The organism is Allosphingosinicella sp., from assembly GCF_036570505.1.
GTDB lineage: Bacteria > Pseudomonadota > Alphaproteobacteria > Sphingomonadales > Sphingomonadaceae > Allosphingosinicella.
The window spans coordinates 70955-87553 of the sequence record NZ_DATCYB010000015.1 but is presented as its reverse complement, the minus strand read 5'-3'; the positions used below and the strand labels follow the sequence as shown (position 1 = coordinate 87553).

Annotated in this window: 15 protein-coding genes and 1 riboswitch; of the genes, 5 read left to right on the top strand and 10 right to left on the bottom strand. The window is 65.9% G+C overall.

The window, feature by feature from the left end:
• Positions 1 to 2067, top strand: a 2067-nt coding sequence (gene glyS / locus VIR62_RS01345) for a glycine--tRNA ligase subunit beta (protein WP_431868032.1), incomplete at its 5' end; no start/stop codon positions are given.
• Positions 2068 to 2185: 118 nt separating this feature from the next.
• Complete coding sequence (ppdK, locus tag VIR62_RS01340; protein WP_431868030.1) at positions 2186 to 4870, top strand: pyruvate, phosphate dikinase; 2685 nt, start codon at positions 2186 to 2188, stop codon at positions 4868 to 4870.
• A 4-nt stretch (positions 4871 to 4874) separates the two neighbouring features.
• Here ppdK and VIR62_RS01335 read toward each other — a convergent pair whose 3' ends face one another.
• The 8 genes from VIR62_RS01335 to VIR62_RS01300 form a co-directional block, all read right to left on the bottom strand.
• Positions 4875 to 5111: a hypothetical protein gene (locus VIR62_RS01335; protein ID WP_431868028.1), complete on the bottom strand. Its 237-nt coding sequence runs from the start codon at positions 5109 to 5111 to the stop codon at positions 4875 to 4877.
• 69 nt (positions 5112 to 5180) lie between these two features.
• On the bottom strand, positions 5181 to 6179 hold the full coding sequence (locus VIR62_RS01330; protein ID WP_431868027.1) for a type II secretion system F family protein: 999 nt from the start codon (positions 6177 to 6179) through the stop codon (positions 5181 to 5183).
• Between the two features lie 15 nt (positions 6180 to 6194).
• Positions 6195 to 7163 (bottom strand): type II secretion system F family protein, encoded by a 969-nt coding sequence (locus tag VIR62_RS01325; protein ID WP_431868025.1) that lies wholly within the window; start codon positions 7161 to 7163, stop codon positions 6195 to 6197.
• A 57-nt stretch (positions 7164 to 7220) separates the two neighbouring features.
• The gene (locus VIR62_RS01320; protein ID WP_431868023.1) at positions 7221 to 8507 is read right to left on the bottom strand and encodes a pilus assembly protein CpaE; all 1287 of its coding nucleotides are present in this window, start codon (positions 8505 to 8507) and stop codon (positions 7221 to 7223) included.
• Complete coding sequence (locus VIR62_RS01315) at positions 8507 to 9163, bottom strand: CpaD family pilus assembly protein (protein ID WP_431868021.1); 657 nt, start codon at positions 9161 to 9163, stop codon at positions 8507 to 8509. The genes VIR62_RS01320 and VIR62_RS01315 overlap by 1 nt, the downstream gene beginning before the upstream one ends.
• Positions 9164 to 9189: 26 nt before the next feature.
• Complete coding sequence (locus VIR62_RS01310) at positions 9190 to 10683, bottom strand: type II and III secretion system protein family protein (RefSeq protein WP_431868020.1); 1494 nt, start codon at positions 10681 to 10683, stop codon at positions 9190 to 9192.
• Positions 10684 to 11685 carry a Flp pilus assembly protein CpaB gene (cpaB, locus tag VIR62_RS01305; RefSeq protein ID WP_431868018.1) on the bottom strand — a complete coding sequence of 334 codons (1002 nt, stop codon included), beginning with the start codon at positions 11683 to 11685 and terminating at the stop codon, positions 10684 to 10686.
• 46 nt (positions 11686 to 11731) lie between these two features.
• Positions 11732 to 12283, bottom strand: a complete 552-nt coding sequence (locus VIR62_RS01300; RefSeq protein WP_431868017.1) for an A24 family peptidase — start codon at positions 12281 to 12283, stop codon at positions 11732 to 11734.
• On the opposite strand from VIR62_RS01300, the gene VIR62_RS01295 reads away from it, so the two are divergent.
• Both VIR62_RS01295 and VIR62_RS01290 read left to right on the top strand, forming a co-directional pair.
• On the top strand, positions 12260 to 13189 hold the full coding sequence (locus VIR62_RS01295; protein WP_431868016.1) for an alpha/beta fold hydrolase: 930 nt from the start codon (positions 12260 to 12262) through the stop codon (positions 13187 to 13189). The two genes, VIR62_RS01300 and VIR62_RS01295, sit on opposite strands and share 24 nt — an antisense overlap.
• On the top strand, positions 13186 to 14301 hold the full coding sequence (locus VIR62_RS01290) for an NAD(P)/FAD-dependent oxidoreductase (RefSeq protein ID WP_431868014.1): 1116 nt from the start codon (positions 13186 to 13188) through the stop codon (positions 14299 to 14301). The genes VIR62_RS01295 and VIR62_RS01290 overlap by 4 nt, the downstream gene beginning before the upstream one ends.
• Here the strand turns inward: VIR62_RS01290 and rnhA are convergent.
• Complete coding sequence (rnhA, locus tag VIR62_RS01285) at positions 14274 to 14732, bottom strand: ribonuclease HI (RefSeq protein WP_431868036.1); 459 nt, start codon at positions 14730 to 14732, stop codon at positions 14274 to 14276. The two genes, VIR62_RS01290 and rnhA, sit on opposite strands and share 28 nt — an antisense overlap.
• Positions 14733 to 14743: 11 nt before the next feature.
• Complete coding sequence (gene ispH / locus VIR62_RS01280; protein ID WP_431868013.1) at positions 14744 to 15697, bottom strand: 4-hydroxy-3-methylbut-2-enyl diphosphate reductase; 954 nt, start codon at positions 15695 to 15697, stop codon at positions 14744 to 14746.
• 105 nt (positions 15698 to 15802) lie between these two features.
• Here ispH and VIR62_RS01275 point away from each other — a divergent pair, with 105 nt between their 5' ends.
• The gene (locus VIR62_RS01275; protein WP_431868012.1) at positions 15803 to 16441 is read left to right on the top strand and encodes a hypothetical protein; all 639 of its coding nucleotides are present in this window, start codon (positions 15803 to 15805) and stop codon (positions 16439 to 16441) included.
• 61 nt (positions 16442 to 16502) lie between these two features.
• Positions 16503 to 16594: riboswitch (glycine riboswitch) on the top strand.
• Positions 16595 to 16599 lie beyond the last annotated feature (5 nt).

Sequence of the window (16599 nt, the reverse complement as noted above, 5' to 3'; positions counted from 1 at the left end):
CTGACCGCCGCCGGCCTCAAGGCCGAAGGAGTAGAAACCTACGCCACCCCCCGCCGCCTCGCCCTCATCGCCCGCGGCCTCCCCGCCGAAACCGAGGCGGTGAGCGAGGAGATCAAGGGCCCGCGCGCCGGCGCCCCTCCGCAGGCGCTCGAAGGCTTCCTCAGAAAGACCGGCCTCACCCGCGAGCAGCTCGTCGAGCGCGACGGCGTCCTCTTCGCCGTGATCGACAAGCCCGGCCGTAGGACCGCCGACGTCCTCGCCGAAGCGATCCCAGCGATCGTCCGCGCTTTCCCCTGGCCCAAGTCGATGCGCTGGGGCGTCGCCTCGGCTTCGACCGAAAGCCTCCGCTGGGTCCGCCCGCTCCAGGGCATCGTCGCCCTCCTCGGCGACGCTGTGGTTGAATTCGAGATCGCCGGCATCAAATCCGGCGCCGCCACCGTTGGTCACCGCTTCCATCATCCCGGCGTCATCACCATCGGCAGCGCGGGCGACTATGCCGAGAAGCTCCGCGCCTGCCACGTCATCATCGACCCCGCCGAACGCCGCCGCATCATCGCGGAAGGCGCGGCGAAGGCTGCCAAGGCCGCCGGCCTGACCCTGGTCGAGGACGAAGGCCTGCTCCACGAAAACGCCGGCCTCACCGAATGGCCCGTGCCGCTCCTCGGCGCGTTCGACCCGGCGTTCCTGGAAGTCCCGCGCGAGGTGATCCAGCTCACCATGCGCACCAACCAGAAATATTTCGCGCTGACAAACGGGGAGGGGCATCTCGCCCCCAACTTCATCTGCGTCGCCAACATCGAGGCGAGCAATGGCGGCCAAGCCATCGTCGCCGGCAACGAGCGCGTGCTCTCGGCCCGCCTCTCTGACGCCAAATTCTTCTGGGAACAGGACCTCAAGGTCCCCTTGGAAAGATTTCTGCCGAAGCTGGACGAGATGGTGTTTGCTGAGAAGCTGGGTACGCTTCGCAGCAAAGCAGACCGAATTGCTGAGCTTTCGGCTCACATTGCCAAAAATTACTTCGACGACATCGATCCTCAAACGGCCGGTCGGGCAGGCGAGTTGGCTAAAGCCGACTTGGCTACCGCGATGGTGGGGGAATTCCCGGAGCTGCAAGGTGTGATGGGAGGGTATTATGCCGAGGCAGCGGGTGAAAAGCCGGGCACCGTGTCGGCCATCGCGCAGCAATATGAGCCCGCTCCCAAGGGGTGCATCCCTGTTTGTGTCGCTCTCGCGGACCGCATCGACACTCTCGCGGCTTTCTTTTCGCGCGGCATCAAACCTACGGGATCAAAAGACCCATTCGCCCTGAGACGTGCAGCTTTGTACACGATTCAGACGGTTGTGGAGAACGGGATCAGGATCAACCTGCGCCCGGTTTTTGCCAAAGCTGACGAAGGCCTGCCTTACACTAGTGATAACTCAGGCTGGGAAGGCTCGGTCAACGTTGATGAGCTCCTCGACTTCTTCGCCGACCGCCTAAAAGTCCAGCAGCGCGAGGCCGGCGTCCGTCACGACTTGATCGACGCCGTCTTCGCCCTCGGCGGGGAGGACGATCTCGTCCGCCTGCTCGCGCGGGTGAAGGCGCTTCAGGCGTTCGTCGAGACGCCCGAGGGCGCCGACCTCCTCGCCGGCTACAAGCGCGCCGCCAACATCCTCAAGAAGGAGGGGTGGCCTCCCCTCCCTGGAAGGGAGGGGCCGGGGCTGGGTGCGAGCGCTAGCGAGCGTTCGGCCACGTCCAGCGCGCCGCCTTCGGCGGCACCCACCTCTAACCCCTCCCTTCCAGGGAGGGGGAACAAATCACTTTCCTACACGCCCGAAAATGAGGAAGCTGCCCTGATCGCCGCGCTTGACGCCGCCGAGCCTCGCGCCCGGGCGGCGGTCGAGGCGGAGGATTTCGAAGGGGCGATGGCGGCGCTGGCGAGCCTGCGTGGCCCCGTGGATGCGTTTTTCGACAAGGTGACCGTCAATGATCCGGACCAGATCAAGCGCACGGCCCGCCTCAACCTCCTCGCCCGCATGCGCGCGGCGATGCATGAGGTGGCGGATTTCTCGAAGATCGAAGGCTGAGCGCGGGATGCGTAACGAATGGAGGGTGTAATCTTTGTAATCTTCCACCGGCCGGAGGGGCCGCTTCCCGGTCTTCCGGCCTGATTGTTTTCCGGTTCCTTGAACTTCGGTGGGGCGCATGAATTTCGTGAAGTCTGATCTCGCTGTCCGCTATGTCTTCCGCTTCGGCGGCGGCGTCTCGGAGGGCAAGGCCGGGGACCGGAACCTCCTCGGCGGTAAGGGCGCGAATCTGGCGGAGATGGCCTCGATCGGCCTGCCGGTGCCGCCCGGTTTCACCCTCTCCACCGAAATGTGCGCCCGTTATTATGCGGAAGGGGAGAGTTTTCCCGACAGCCTCCGCGAGGAGGTGGCCGACGGCATCGCGCATATCCAGGGCATCACCGGCAAAAGCTTCGGCGACGCCGCCGACCCTCTGCTCGTCTCCGTCCGCTCCGGTGCCCGCGTCTCCATGCCCGGCATGATGGACACGGTGCTGAACCTCGGCCTCAACGACGCGACGGTCGAGGGCCTCGCCGCCACGTCGGGCGATCCGCGCTTCGCCTGGGACAGTTACCGCCGCTTCATCCAGATGTATGCAGACGTCGTCCTCGGCCTCGATCACGGCGCGTTCGAGGAAGCGTTGGAGATCGCCAAGGAGGACAAGGGCGTCCATCTCGATACCGAGCTGGAGGCGGAGGACTGGCAGGCACTCGTGAGCCGCTACAAGGAGCTGGTCGAGGAGCTGTGGGAGAAGCCCTTCCCGCAGGACGTCCACGATCAGCTCTGGGGCGCGATCGGCGCCGTGTTCGGTTCCTGGCAGTCGGAACGGGCCCGCGTCTACCGGCGGCTAAATTCCATCCCCGGCGACTGGGGCACGGCGGTCAACGTCCAGGCGATGGTGTTCGGCAACATGGGCGAGACCTCCGCCACCGGCGTCGCCTTCACCCGCGACCCCGCGACCGGCGAGCGCGTCTATTACGGCGAGTTTCTGATCAACGCCCAGGGCGAGGACGTCGTCGCCGGCATCCGGACGCCGCAATATCTGACCCGGGCAGCACGCGAGAAGGCGGGGGCAAAGGCTCCTTCGATGGAAGAGGCGCTGCCGGAGGTCTATGCGGAGCTCGCCAGGGTCTTCGACACGCTCGAGACCCATTATCGCGAGATGCAGGACATCGAGTTCACGGTCGAGCGCGGCAAGCTCTGGATGCTCCAAACCCGCACCGGCAAGCGCACGGCGAAGGCGGCGCTCAAGATCGCGGTCGATATGGCGCGCGAGGGGTTGATTTCGGAGGAAGAAGCGGTGCTCCGCGTCGATCCCGCCGCGCTCGACCAGCTTCTCCACCCGACGCTCGATCCCGACGCCGAGCGCAGGGTCATCGCCAAGGGGCTTCCCGCCTCTCCCGGCGCGGCCTGCGGCCAGGCCGTGTTCGACGCCGACACGGCGGAGCGCCTCGCGGGACAGAATCACGACGTGATCCTCGTCCGCACGGAAACGTCGCCCGAGGACATCCATGGCATGCACGCCGCCAAGGGCATCCTCACGGCGCGCGGCGGCATGACCAGCCACGCCGCGGTCGTCGCGCGCGGCATGGGCCGCCCGTGTGTCAGTGGCGCCGGCGGGTTGTCGATCGACTACAAGACCCGCATGATGCGCGTCGCCGGCAAGGAGATCGCCGAGGGCGACATCATCACCATCGACGGCGCGACCGGCGAGGTGATGCTGGGCGAGGTGGCGACCGTCCAGCCCGAGCTGGTCGGAGACTTCGGCGTCCTGATGGAATGGGCCGACCGCGCCCGCCGCCTGAAGGTCCGTGCCAATGCCGAAACGCCTGCCGACTGCCGCACCGCGCGTGAATTCGGCGCCGAGGGCATCGGCCTATGCCGCACCGAGCATATGTTCTTCGACGCCGAGCGGATCACCAATGTCCGCCAAATGATCCTGGCCGAGAAGGAGGCCGGCCGCCGTGCCGCGCTCGCCAAGCTCCTCCCGGCCCAGCGCGACGATTTCACCGAGATCTTCCGGATCATGGCGGGCTTGCCCGTCACCATACGCCTGCTCGATCCGCCGCTTCACGAATTCCTGCCGCACAGCGAGGAGGAATTCGCCGAGGTGGCCAAGGCGGCGGGCGCGACGGTCGAGGTCCTGAAGGAGCGCGTGTCGGAACTGCACGAGTTCAACCCGATGCTCGGCCATCGCGGCTGCCGCCTCGGCATTACCTATCCGGAAATCTACGAGATGCAGGCCCGCGCCATCTTCGAGGCCGCCGTCGCCGTGGCGACGGAGAGCGGCGAGGCGCCGATCCCCGAAGTGATGGTTCCGCTTGTCGGCACGAAGGCGGAGCTCAAGATCATCCGCGACCTCATCGACCGCACCGCCAAGGCCGTGTTCAAGGAGCAGGGGCAGTCCGTCGACTATCTCGTCGGCACGATGATCGAGCTGCCCCGCGCCGCGCTCCAGGCGGGGAGCATCGCCGAGGAAGCGGAGTTCTTCAGCTTCGGCACCAACGACCTCACACAGACCACATTGGGCGTCAGCCGCGACGATGCCGGCCGCTTCCTCACCGAATATGTCGAAAAGGGCATCTACGCCCGCGACCCCTTCGTCAGCATCGACGAGGAAGGGGTGGGCGAGCTGATCGCACTGGCGGCCGAGCGAGGGAGAGCCACGGTACCGGGCCTCAAGCTCGGCATCTGCGGCGAGCATGGCGGCGACCCCACTTCGATCGCCTTCTGCGAGAAGACGGGCCTCGATTACGTCAGCGCCTCCCCCTACCGCGTGCCCATCGCCCGGTTGGCGGCGGCGCAGGCGGCGCTAAGGAGGTGATAGGTCAGAGCCTGTCGCGATCGCGGTCCACCGCGTCCTTGCGGGCGGCGTGGCGGAGCGATTCCATTTCCCCTGCTTCCTTGCGGAGCTGCTTGTTCTCCGCCTCCAGCTCGGCGCGCCTGGCCGCATCCTCGCGGTAGCGCCGCTTCCACTTGGTGCCGGCGAACATCGATCCGCCGATGAACAGGCCGAGCAGGAAGACCAGCAGCACGATGACCCACTGGTCCAGGGTGAACGCCATCTCATATCTCCGTCACAAATCCACTTGCGACGTCAATTCCCGAGATGTGGGGCTTGTTCCGCCCCCGTATCAGCTCTTCATGAGATTGTCGGAGATGGCGCAGGCGGCCGGCCCCAGGATGACGATGAACAGCACCGGCAGAATGAAGAGGATGAGCGGCACCGTCATGATCGCCGGCAGCCGCGCCGCTTTTTCCTCGGCCCGCATCATCCGCTCGTTGCGGAACTCGGCCGAAAGGACGCGAAGGGCGCTCGCCAGCGGCGTGCCGTATTTCTCGGTCTGGATCATGGTCGTCACCACGCCGCGGATCGAATCGAGGTCGATGCGCATGGCGAGATTCTCGAACGCGGAGCGCCGGTCGGTGAGGAAGCCCAGTTCGATCGAGGTCAGCGCGAATTCGTCGCCGAGCTCGGGATAACCCTTGCCGAGCTCGCGGGCAACGCGGTTGAAGGCCGCGTCGACGGTGAGGCCGGCCTCGGCGCAGATGACGAGCAGGTCGAGCGCGTCGGGAAGGCCCTTGCGGATCGCCGCCGTGCGCTTGGAGATCTTGTTCTTGAGCCAGATGTCGGGCGCCTTGTAGCTGCCGATCAGCGTACCGGCGACGACCCCGTATTTCTTGAACGCGCCCCAGTCGGGGAACCAGTCGAGCAGATAGACGCCGACGATGGCGATGGTGCCGAGAACGGCCGGCAGCACGAAGCGCGCGAAGATGACCACGAAGGCGAGATCCTTCGAGCGGATGCCCGCCTGCATCAGCTTGATCTGCGCCTTCTGGACCTGCTCGTCCTGAAGCATCTTCAGGGAGCCGAGCAGGGTGCGGACCCGGTCGGCGGCCTCGTTCTTGTTGGTGATCTTCTTGCGGCGCTTGGAGGTCGAGGCGACGATGCCGGCCTTCAGCTGTTCGCGGCGCTCGTTCAGCGCCTTGACGCGCTTGGCCATCGGGTCGCGCACGGTGGTCGCCGCGTAGATGGCGAGCAGCACCGCGAAGGTGGCGACCGCCGCCAGGACCGTCGCGACCATCATCACGTCGACGCCCATGATCGTCGGGCCGGAGGAGGGAGGTGTCATGATCGTCTTGCCTCCCTAGATCTCGAAATTGATCATCTTGGCCATGATCATGGCGCCGATGCTCATCCAGATGAGGCCTCCTCCGCCGGCGATCATCAGCCGCTCGTCGATGAAGAAGTCGCCCATATAGTCGGGATTGATGAAATAGATGATGCCGAAGACGATGAAGGGCAACGCGCCGATGATGTAGGCGGACGCCTTCGATTCCGACGACATCGCCTTGATCTTGAGCTTCATCTGCGCCCGCTTCCTCAGCACGTCGGCGAGGTTGGCGAGCGTCTCGGCGAGGTTGCCGCCGGTCTCGCGCTGGATGGCCAGTGTGATGACGAAGAACTGGAATTCAGGCGTGCCGAGCCGGTCGGCGGTCTCCTGGAGCGCGGCCTCCATCGTGCGGCCGATCTTCATCTTGTCGGACACCGCCTGGAACTCGATGGACACTGGGCCCGGAACCTCGGTGGCGACGACGCCCATCGTCTCCGAAATGGGAAGGCCGGACCGAAGGCCGCGCACCATCAGCTCGATCGCGTCCGGGAACCGCGCGGTGAACTTGGCGACACGGCGCTTGATGAGCCTGCCGATAACGAAATGCGGGAGGCCGATGCCGACGAACAGGCCGACGAAAATCGCGAGAAAGATCGGTGCCCCTCGCAACGTAATCAGGGTCGCGGTGACGATCGCCAGCGCGACCGATGCGATCAGATACTGACCGATCGACCAGGGCTTGCCCGTCTGCTCGATCCGCTTGCGAAGGAGCGCGGGATTGGGAAGGAAGCGCTGGGCGACCCCGTCCATCTTCGTCGGGCGACCCGACATGATCTTCTTCAGCTGCGCCTGGGCGACGATCTCGGTCGATTTGCTGTGGCGTTCGCGAAGGCTTTCGAGCCGGCGGACCTGCGCCTTGGCGGGCGAAGGGCCGGCGAAGGCGACATAGACGAGCACCAGCGTGCCGAGGAGCCCTGCCGCCATCATCACCATCGGGAACATCGTCTCTCGCCCCTCAATCTGTTACATGGCCGTTCCGCGGATGCGGAGCGGCCGCGTTCACGCCGCGGCCTTGGCCGGCTTCTTGGCGACCATGGCCTTGAAGTTTCCAAGCTTGCCGAGCAGGGACCCGCCGCGCTCGGCGGCTTCGCCCTGGCCTTCGCCGCCATCCACCGCCGAGACGGTCATGGTAACGAGCTGACCCAGCGGCTGCGCGATCTTGGTGCCGGGTTTCGCCTTGGCGAGCGGCTGGCCGAGCTTCGCCGCCTGGGCCGCGGCCTTGAGGTCGAGTGGAATGACGATATCCACCTTGCGCTCGATCGACGTCTCGAAGTCCTTCCGGTTGATCTCCTGGACATTCGCCGCGCCGGATTTGTTGGCGACGACGAGAACGCGCGCCTGCGGCGCATTGGATTTCAGCCACGAAAGGATGCGAATGGCGTCGCGGGTCGCGGCGAGGGTGAACTCGACAACGACGATGCAGACATGGGCATCGTGAACGAGGTGCGGATGCTGGACCAGCATCTGCCGGGGCAGATCGAGCACGGTCGTCTCGAAGGCGTTGCGCATCTCCTCCTGAAGCTGGAAGAAAGCGGAACCGTCGGTCAGCATCGGCTGGTTGATCGGCGCTTCGGCCGACAGCACCGAAAGCTTGTCGTTCGCCCGCACCATGGCGCGCTCGATGAACAGGCCATCGATGCGGCTAGGATTTTCGATCGCGTCGGTAAGGCCGCGGCCCGGCTCGAGATCGAGCGAAAGCGCGCCGGTCCCGAAATGCACGTCGAGGTCGAGCAGCGCGGTCGTGCGGCCGACCGTGTCGCCCATCAGCCACGCGACCGAGGAAGCGATGGTCGAGGCACCGACGCCACCGCGCACGCCGATCACCGCCGCCACCACATGCGGCCGCTCCATCGACGGCTCGTTGGTGCGCGGGCCGGAGATGGTCATCTGGGCATTGGCGAAGGCGTCGCGGACTTGGTCGGCGTTGAACGGCTTCAGGAGATAATCCTGGATGCCGCTCGCCACGAGGTCGCGATAAAGGCGGACGTCGTTCACCTGGCCGGCGGCGATCACGACCGTTCCCGGCTCGCACACCTCGGCAAGGGCGTTGATGTCGTTGAGCGGATCGCCGGATTCGCTCAAATCGACGAACAGGATGTTCGGGCTCGCCGAAACCGACAGCGACTGGACCGCATTGCGCAGGCCGCCCTTGTTGATCTTCTCAGGCGCCCAGCCGTGTTCGACGGCGATCGGGCGGAGCATTTCCGCCGTCTCCTCGTCGCAGACGAAGGCGGTGAACGGATCGCGCAGCGAAGCCCCGCGCATGGCGTTGAAGGGTGCGTTCATTATTTGCCACCTGTGGATTCTGCTTTAACCTCACCGCTGTATCCGGTGGGTATCCGCCTCCGGTACGCGTCGATGGCCTTGTTGGTCGTCGCGGGGTCGCTGTCGCTGGCGCCCGCCTGGCCGAGCACGAGGTCCGACGGGTCCGCGACCATGGCCGCCAGGTTCGAGTTGGTCGCGCATCCGTAATTGGTGGAGGTACGCTCCGGCGCGCCGACGATTTCATCTTCCCAGATCGGACATCCGGGCACCGACGCCGTCATGCGGCTGACGACAACGCGTACTGATCCGGGCTGGACGGCGCCCGCCGTGATCGGCACGCCTTCGCTGAGGAGGAGGCCGTAACGGCCGACGACCGCGGCAACGTCGTGCCTGCTGGCGCTGTCGACATAACCGGCCTGATCGATCGCGACCCGATCGCCATAGCCGAGCTGGAGGGAGTCGAGCCATGCAGCCAGCCGTTCCTGCTCGGAAGCCGGCAAGCCGCTTCCCGTCGTATTGAGGTCGAGCACGAGATCCGTGCGCTGCACCACGGGCTGGTTAACCGAGGAGAGGCTTGGATTGCTTATCGGCGTCAGGCCGTTGGTTACCGGGCCGCAGGCGGCGGCAAAGCCGGCCGTGACCAGAGCTGCGGACAGTTTGAAGCGTTGCATGATCATGCTTTCCTTTCGCGCTCGGACGACCATCAGAAGCTGAAGCCGGGTTGGGCAGAGGGAGCGGCCTGGACTGACGGTGCCGGCTGCGCGGGAGTCTGCGAGGGAGCCGAGTAGCTGAGCGCGCCGATGCCAGGCGCTACCGTTTGCGGTGTCGCGGCACGCGGCCCGGGGCGCTGCTCGCCGGTGTGGCTATCTTCCCTTTGGTCGACGAACACGCGCTGGCTGTCGTTGCTGATGCGGAAGCCATCGGTCGGCAGCGCGATCTGGCTGGCGTTGACGGGCTTCACCAGATAGGGGGTGACGACGATGACGAGCTCCGTCTCGCTCTTGCGGAAGCCGGTCGAGCGGAACAGCGCGCCCAGGATCGGAATGTCGCCCAGGAACGGCGTCTTCTCGATCGTGTTGTTGCCCTTGTTCTGTAGCAGGCCGCCGATCATGAAACTCTGACCCGAACCCAGCTCGACCGTGGTTTCGGCGCGGCGTGTGGCGAGGCCGGGAATGTCGATCCCGGCGATCCGGATGGCCCCTTCGCTGGTCAGCTCGGAGACTTCCGGCCGCACGCGCATGGATATGCGGCCGCCGTCGAGCACTGTCGGCGTGAAGGCCAAGCTGACGCCATATTCCTTGAATTCGACCTGGGTGCCGTTGAGACCGCTGGTGGTCGCGATCGGAAACTCGCCGCCCGCTAGGAAGCTCGCCGTCTCACCGGAGAGCGCCGTCAAGGTCGGTTCCGCCAGCATCGTTACAAGGCCACTATTCTCATTGAGGTCCAGCGCGGCCCCGACGTTCAGCCCCAGCAGGTTGCCGAACAAGCTGAAACTTGTGCCTCCCGAGGAAAGGGCGGTACCGGCATCGTCGACGAAATCGCGCCCTCTGATGCCGAAGAACTGGAAACCACTCGTGGGATCGGCGGCCTGGAGATTGACGCCGATATCCCTGATGAGCGAGCGGCTGACCTCGGCGATCTTCACCTGCAGCATCACCTGCAGTGGTGTCGCTGACTTGAGGCGGCTGATGACCTGGGTTCCTTCGCCGACGAAGGCCTGGACGAGGCGATTGGCTTCGGCGACATCCTCGGGAGCCGCGACGGTTCCCGTCAGCACGACCATGCCATTCATCGGCGTCGCTTGGATGCTCGCGTTCGGCATCGTGAGAGCCAGCATCTCGTCGACCGACGCCATGTTGTTCCCGACCCGAACGTCGGCAGAATAAATGACCTTGCCGGCGCGGTTGGTAGCGAAGACGGTAGTCTGCCCGGGCCCCTTGCCGAAGATATAGATCTGATCGGCGGAGCGGACCTGCACGTCGGCGATCGCGTCGTTGGCGACGAACACGTCGGACATGGTGCCGTCGAGGCTGACCAACTGCCCGGTGCCGACCGAGAGCGTCACGTCATTGGCGGCCTGCACGGCGCGGGACTGGGCGATCGCCGGACTGGCGACGGCCGAGGCCATGCCGGCGGCGATCATCGCGGCCAGACACGTGCCGAGCGCAGCGCGCTTGATGCAGTTGCTCTTGCTCATTTACTTGGCTCCAACCGGAATGACGGTCACGGCATTGCCGCGGGCGACGCGGACGACAGGCCCGGTCGGAATGGCCGCGGCGGGATCGGACGGCGCCGAGCCTGCCGGAGCGTTGGACTGCTGGGCAGGGACGCTGCTCCGCTCGAAGCGGGAAACGTCCGCGCCAACGGTAAATGTCGTGTTCTTGTCCATCGGGCGCGAGGCGATCTCCATCATCATCTGGCGCTCTGCGTCGGGGTCAGCATCGTCGGGAACGTCGATGTCGCCGGAGGCGATGGCACGCTCGAGCTCGGCCGTGTTGTCGGCTAGCGACCGCAGCGACAGCGACAATTGCCCGATCGTCTGGGCGACGGCGATCTTCTCGGCGATCTTCGGCGTCACTTCGAGCGTGACGGTTGAGGCCGACTGAACCACCGGTTTTCCTTCTTCGTCGACCCGATTCATGCGCTGATCGGCCGCCAGCACACGCACATTGCGCAGCACGGTCTCGGACACCTTGAGGGAATCGCCGTCGCCGGTGACTTCCTGGGTGAGGACGAGATCGACCCGATCGCCCGGGAAGACAAAGCCGGCGACGCCGCTGGTCGTCGAGACGGAAACCGTGACGGCCCGCATGCCCGGCCCCAGCGCCGCCGCGAGGAAGCCGCGCTCGCCCGGCTTGATCAGCGAGCCCTGGGTGACGGGCTGGCCGGCGGTGATCTCGTTGCGGACGACGGTGCCGAGGAGGTCGGCGGGATTGACGCTGCCTTCCTGGCCCTTGGCGTAATAGGCGTTCTGGACGAGCCCTTCCGGCCACGGCTGGTAGCGCAAGGCCTCAGCGTCGATGATCGTCCCGACCGGCAGCGCACGTGTCGCCACCAGGATCTCGGGCCCGACCGGAACGACCGGCGTGGCGGACGCTGTCGGAGCGCCGGCGCCGCTGAACATGTTCTTGGCCATGACGGCGGTCACCGCGGCTACTAACAGCGCGCCCACCAGCAGCACGATTTTTCTCACATCCATGACGCCTGTCGCCTCCTGCAGGGCTCAGTGAAACCCGCCCTAGTCATCATCCAAACTGGTTAAGATATCGTTCGCTAATCAACCACAAACCGCCAAAGGCGATCGCCGCGCCGTAAGGAATTTCCAACTGCCCCTGGGACTTCGTCATCTTGTGGCGAACCAGCATCGCCAAGGTCAGCGCTCCGCCGGCCAGCGACATGATGACGAGCAGCTTCAGCACCGCCCCAGGCGGCAGCCATAGCGCCAGGGCCGCGACCATCTTGACATCGCCGCCGCCCATCGCGCCGAAATGAAAAGCGAGGGCGAACAGCAGAAGGACTGCGGCGGCGACCGCGACCTGAACCGCGACTTCGGGCCAGAGCGCGAGGCCCGTCATCCACCAGAACGGAATGGCGGAGAGCGCGATCGACGCGTTCAGCCAGTTGGGAATGGTGCGGCTTCTGAAATCGCCCGTCGCCGCCACGAGCAGCATCGCGGCGAGAATGGCGACCAGAATATTGGCGATGACCCCCGGCATGACCAACAGGTCTAGACGGGGTTGCTTGCTAAACCGTAACCAACGCGCATGAACCTGATGGCGATCGACCGGCGCGCCCATCCCGCCGGAGCCGAATTCTCGGTCTGGCAGGCGCCCGACGGCTGGTCGCTGCGGCGCATGCGGTGGCCCCAGCCGCACGGCTTCACCCCAAGGGGGAGCCTGTTTTTCGCCGGCGGCCGCGGCGACTTCATCGAGAAGTATCTGGAAGCGATGGGCCATTGGCACGGCCGGGGTTGGAACGTCGATTCCTTTGACTGGCGGGGCCAGGGAGAGTCGCGCGGCACGATCGTCGGCGGCCATGTCGAAAGCTTCGATCCGCTAGTCGCCGACTGCGCGGCTCTGCTGGAGCAATGGATTGAAGCCACTCCTCTGCCCCATGTGGCGGTCGGTCATTCGATGGGCGGGCACCTGTTGCTGCGCACCATCGCCGAGCATCGGCCCGCTCTGGCGGGGGCGGTGCTGGTGGCGCCGATGATCGCCTTCAACGTCACGCCGATTCCGACCTGGCTCGGCCAGCGGATCGCCGGCACGTTCAGCCGATTGGGCTGGTCCGAGAGGCGTGCCTGGGGCGAGAATGAGCGGCCGGCGCCGGCGGGATCGAGTCGGCAGGCCTATCTCACCACGTGTCATGACCGCTATTCCGATGAGCTTTGGTGGAAGACGCGGGAGCCCGGATACGATCTCGGCCCGCCCACCTGGGGGTGGCTCGATGCCGCCTATCGGTCGATGACCCGGCTGACGCCGCGGATGCTTCGCACCGTGGATCGGCCAATCCTCATTCTCGGCACGGCGCGGGACCGGCTCGTCAGCCCGACGGCGATTCGCCGTGCCGCGCGGCTGTTGCAGAAAGCGGAGCTTCTCATGTTCCGCAGCGCCGCCCACGAGTTGCTGCGCGAGGGCGATGCGGTCCGGCTCGTCGCCCTGGCCCGGATCGACCAGTTTCTCGATCAGCATGCCGGGTCGTGAAGGCCGATATCGCCATTATCGGCGCTGGCATCGCCGGCGCGAGCCTTGCCGCCGAGGTTGCGGGGCACGCTTCCGTGCTGCTAATCGAGGCCGAGTCGCGGCCCGGCTATCACTCCACCGGCCGCTCCGCCGCCTTCTGGTCCGAAACTTATGGCGGCCCGAAGGTGCAGCCCCTCACCAGCGCTTCGGGGCTATATCTCGCCGATCCACCGCCCGACTTCGCCGAACGGCCGTTCCTGTCGCCGCGCGGGGCACTGCACCTGGCCGACCGCGATGGAGTGACGGCCCTCGATGCCCTTTGCGCGGAGTTTGCCGGCAGCGCCGTTCCCATGAAGCGCCTCGACCGGTCGAAGCTTGAGGTCTTGGTTCCGGGGCTGAAGCCAGGATGGGAGCAAGGCGCCCTCGAACCAAGCTGCTCCGATATCGACGTGGGCGGCCTCCATGCTGCCTACCTGAAGGCGGCGCGCGCTAAGGGCGTCCGGATCATTGCCAACGCGAGAGTCGAGCGGGCGAAATGGGCGGATCGGCATTGGCAGCTCGAAACGCGGGTGGGAGTCGTTGTGGCGGGAGTTGTCGTCAATGCCGCGGGCGCCTGGGCCGATGACGTCGCCATTCGGGCGGGAGCATCACCGCTCGGCATTCAACCCTATCGGCGGACCATCGTCCAGCTTCGCACCGATCCGGCGGCACCGGGCGACCTGCCGCTGGTCATCGATGCACTCAACCGCTTCTACTTCAAGCCCGAGGCCGGCGGTCGCCTTTGGCTGAGCCCCCATGACGAGACGGCCTGCCCGGCCAGCGACTGCGCTCCCGAGGAAATCGACATCGCCCTCGCGATCGATCGTTTCCAGCAGGTCGTCGACTGGAAGGTCGAGCGAGTCGAGCATAGCTGGGCGGGTCTCCGCAGCTTCGCGCCCGATCGGCTTCCGGTCTATGGGTTCGATCCTGTCGCGCCGGGATTCTTCTGGTGCGCCGGCCAAGGCGGGTTCGGCATCCAGACCGCGCCGGCGGCGGCCAAGCTCGCGGCCTGGCTACTCCTTGAACAAACGCCCAATCCGCTGGTCGCGGAGATCGATCCCTCACCTTACCTCGCCGGTCGCTTCAGGAACTGAAGCGCGGCATCGCAGGCTAGTCGGTCGGCGCGTTCATTCTCGGGATGGCCGGCATGGCCCTTGACCCAATGCCAGTCGATGCGATGCCGCTGGGCGGCGTCGAGCAGCCCCTGCCACAGCTCGGCATTCTTGACCGGCTTCCTGGCGGCCGTCCGCCATCCATTCCGGCGCCAGCCATGTATCCACTTGGTGATGCCGTCGCGGACATAGACGCTGTCGGTGGTGAGGATGACGTGGCAGGGCCGCTTCAGCGCTTCCAGGCTCCGGATCGCAGCAAGGAGCTCCATGCGATTGTTGGTCGTCAGTGGCTCCCCGCCCGACAGCTCCTTCTCATGGGCGCCCGATCGGATGACGGCGCCCCAACCCCCCGGGCCGGGATTGCCCTTGCAAGCGCCATCGGTGAAAATTTCGACGCGCGGCAATTCCGGAATGGTGGACAGGGTCAGGCCGCCGCTTCGAGCGCTCGGGGAAGCTTGAAAACCATCCGCTCCTGGACACCCTCGACCGCCTCCTCACGGACGTCGAAATGCTCGGCCAGCGTATCGACGACCTCGCGAACGAGGACTTCGGGTGCCGACGCGCCCGCCGTGATTCCGAGTGTCGTGACGCCTTCCAGCCAGGCCAGATCGATGTCGTGGCCGCGCCCGACCAGCCGCGCCTTCGCGCCTTCACGCTCGGCGACTTCGACGAGGCGCACAGAGTTGGAGCTGTTCGGGGCGCCGATCACCAGCACCGCTTCGCAGCGCCTGGCGATGTCCTTCACCGCCTGCTGGCGGTTTGAGGTGGCATAGCAGATGTCCTCGCCGCGCGGACCCTTGATGGCGGGAAAGCGGCGCTGGAGGATGGCGATGATCTCCGCCGTGTCGTCCACCGACAAGGTGGTCTGCGTCAGGAAGGCGAGACAGTCGGGATCGGCCGGCTCGATGGCCTCGGCATCCGACGCCGTCTCGATCAGAGTCATCAGTCCTTCCGGAACCTGGCCGAAAGTACCGATTACCTCGGGATGGCCGGCATGGCCGATGAAGAGGATGTGCCGTCCATTCTCAACCAGCCGTTCGGCCTGGCGATGAACCTTGGAGACGAGCGGGCAGGTGGCGTCGAGATAATTGAGGCCGCGCTCTTCGGCCTTGGCCGGAACCGCCTTCGGCACGCCATGGGCCGAGAAGACCACCGGCACGCCGTCCGGAACCTGGTCGAGTTCGGCGACGAAGATCGCGCCCTTGGCCTTCAGGCTGTCGACGACGAACTTGTTGTGGACGATCTCGTGGCGGACATAGACGGGCGCGCCGTAGCGTTCGAGGGCGAGCTCGACGATGGTGATGGCGCGATCGACGCCCGCACAGAAGCCGCGCGGCGCCGCGATCAGCAGGGTGAGGGACCTCTTCGATGTCGCCATGGCGCGTCTCTATCGGATTGCTTGCAGGCTTTAAAGCCGCTTCCTATGATCCCGCCGGCCGGTTAGGCCGATCGGCTCCACCCCTAATGTTGAGGATCGATGTCCGTGTTCAACCCCAAAGTGGCTCTGCCCGCCCTGTTCTCGCTTGCCCTTTTGGGGTGCGCCAAGGAAGGCGACCTCACCGTCGGCGGTATCATCGCGACCCGCTCGGCCTGCCCGACGGTGGCGATCCCGGCCCCGACCGGCGATATCACCCTCTTCAACCCCGAATCGAGCCGCGACGCGAGCGCGATCGACGTGGTCGCCTCGATCACCAACGTTCAAAGCACCTGCAACGAGACCGGCGAGTATATCGTCACCAACGTCACCTTCGACGTCAATGCCCAGCGCCGCGATCCCAGCGGCGCGCGCAACGTCGTGCTTCCCTATTTCGCGGTCGTTATCCAGGGCAGCGACAACGTTGTGTCCAAGAGCGTGAGCCGGGTCTCGCTCGATTTCGCGGAGGGCCAGTACCGGGCGAGCTCGACCGGTGCCGCCACCGGCCAAGTGCTCCGCGCGGCGGCCACCCTGCCGCAGGACATACAGCGCGAACTCACCCGCGAGCGCGAGCCTGGTGACGTCGACGCCGCGCTCGATCCGATGGCCAATCCCAAGGTCCGCGCCGCCGTCCAGCGGGCGAGCTTCGAGCTGCTGGTGGGCTTCCAGCTGACCGAGGAGCAGCTTCGCTACAACGCAACGCGATAAGCGAATTGACTCGGGACCGGCGACGCTCCAGAGCGTGCCGGTCGCCGGCGGGAAACCGTCGGATGAGCGCGCGGGAGAGGGTGACGGGAGACCGCCACCGCCGAAGGAGCAACCGCCCCGGAATCTCTCAGGCAAAAGGACCGCGCGGTCTTGAGGCA

Coding starts and splice junctions, on each gene's coding strand:
- VIR62_RS01315 (WP_431868021.1), bottom strand. CDS start 9,163: ATGATCATGCAACGCTTCAAACTGTCCGCAGCTCTGGTCACGGCCGGC.
- VIR62_RS01330 (WP_431868027.1), bottom strand. CDS start 6,179: ATGACACCTCCCTCCTCCGGCCCGACGATCATGGGCGTCGACGTGATG.
- VIR62_RS01300 (WP_431868017.1), bottom strand. CDS start 12,283: ATGGGCGCGCCGGTCGATCGCCATCAGGTTCATGCGCGTTGGTTACGG.
- ppdK (WP_431868030.1), top strand. CDS start 2,186: ATGAATTTCGTGAAGTCTGATCTCGCTGTCCGCTATGTCTTCCGCTTC.
- cpaB (WP_431868018.1), bottom strand. CDS start 11,685: ATGGATGTGAGAAAAATCGTGCTGCTGGTGGGCGCGCTGTTAGTAGCC.
- VIR62_RS01335 (WP_431868028.1), bottom strand. CDS start 5,111: ATGGCGTTCACCCTGGACCAGTGGGTCATCGTGCTGCTGGTCTTCCTG.
- VIR62_RS01325 (WP_431868025.1), bottom strand. CDS start 7,163: ATGTTCCCGATGGTGATGATGGCGGCAGGGCTCCTCGGCACGCTGGTG.
- VIR62_RS01310 (WP_431868020.1), bottom strand. CDS start 10,683: ATGAGCAAGAGCAACTGCATCAAGCGCGCTGCGCTCGGCACGTGTCTG.
- ispH (WP_431868013.1), bottom strand. CDS start 15,697: ATGGCGACATCGAAGAGGTCCCTCACCCTGCTGATCGCGGCGCCGCGC.
- VIR62_RS01320 (WP_431868023.1), bottom strand. CDS start 8,507: ATGAACGCACCCTTCAACGCCATGCGCGGGGCTTCGCTGCGCGATCCG.
- VIR62_RS01295 (WP_431868016.1), top strand. CDS start 12,260: ATGGCGATCGACCGGCGCGCCCATCCCGCCGGAGCCGAATTCTCGGTC.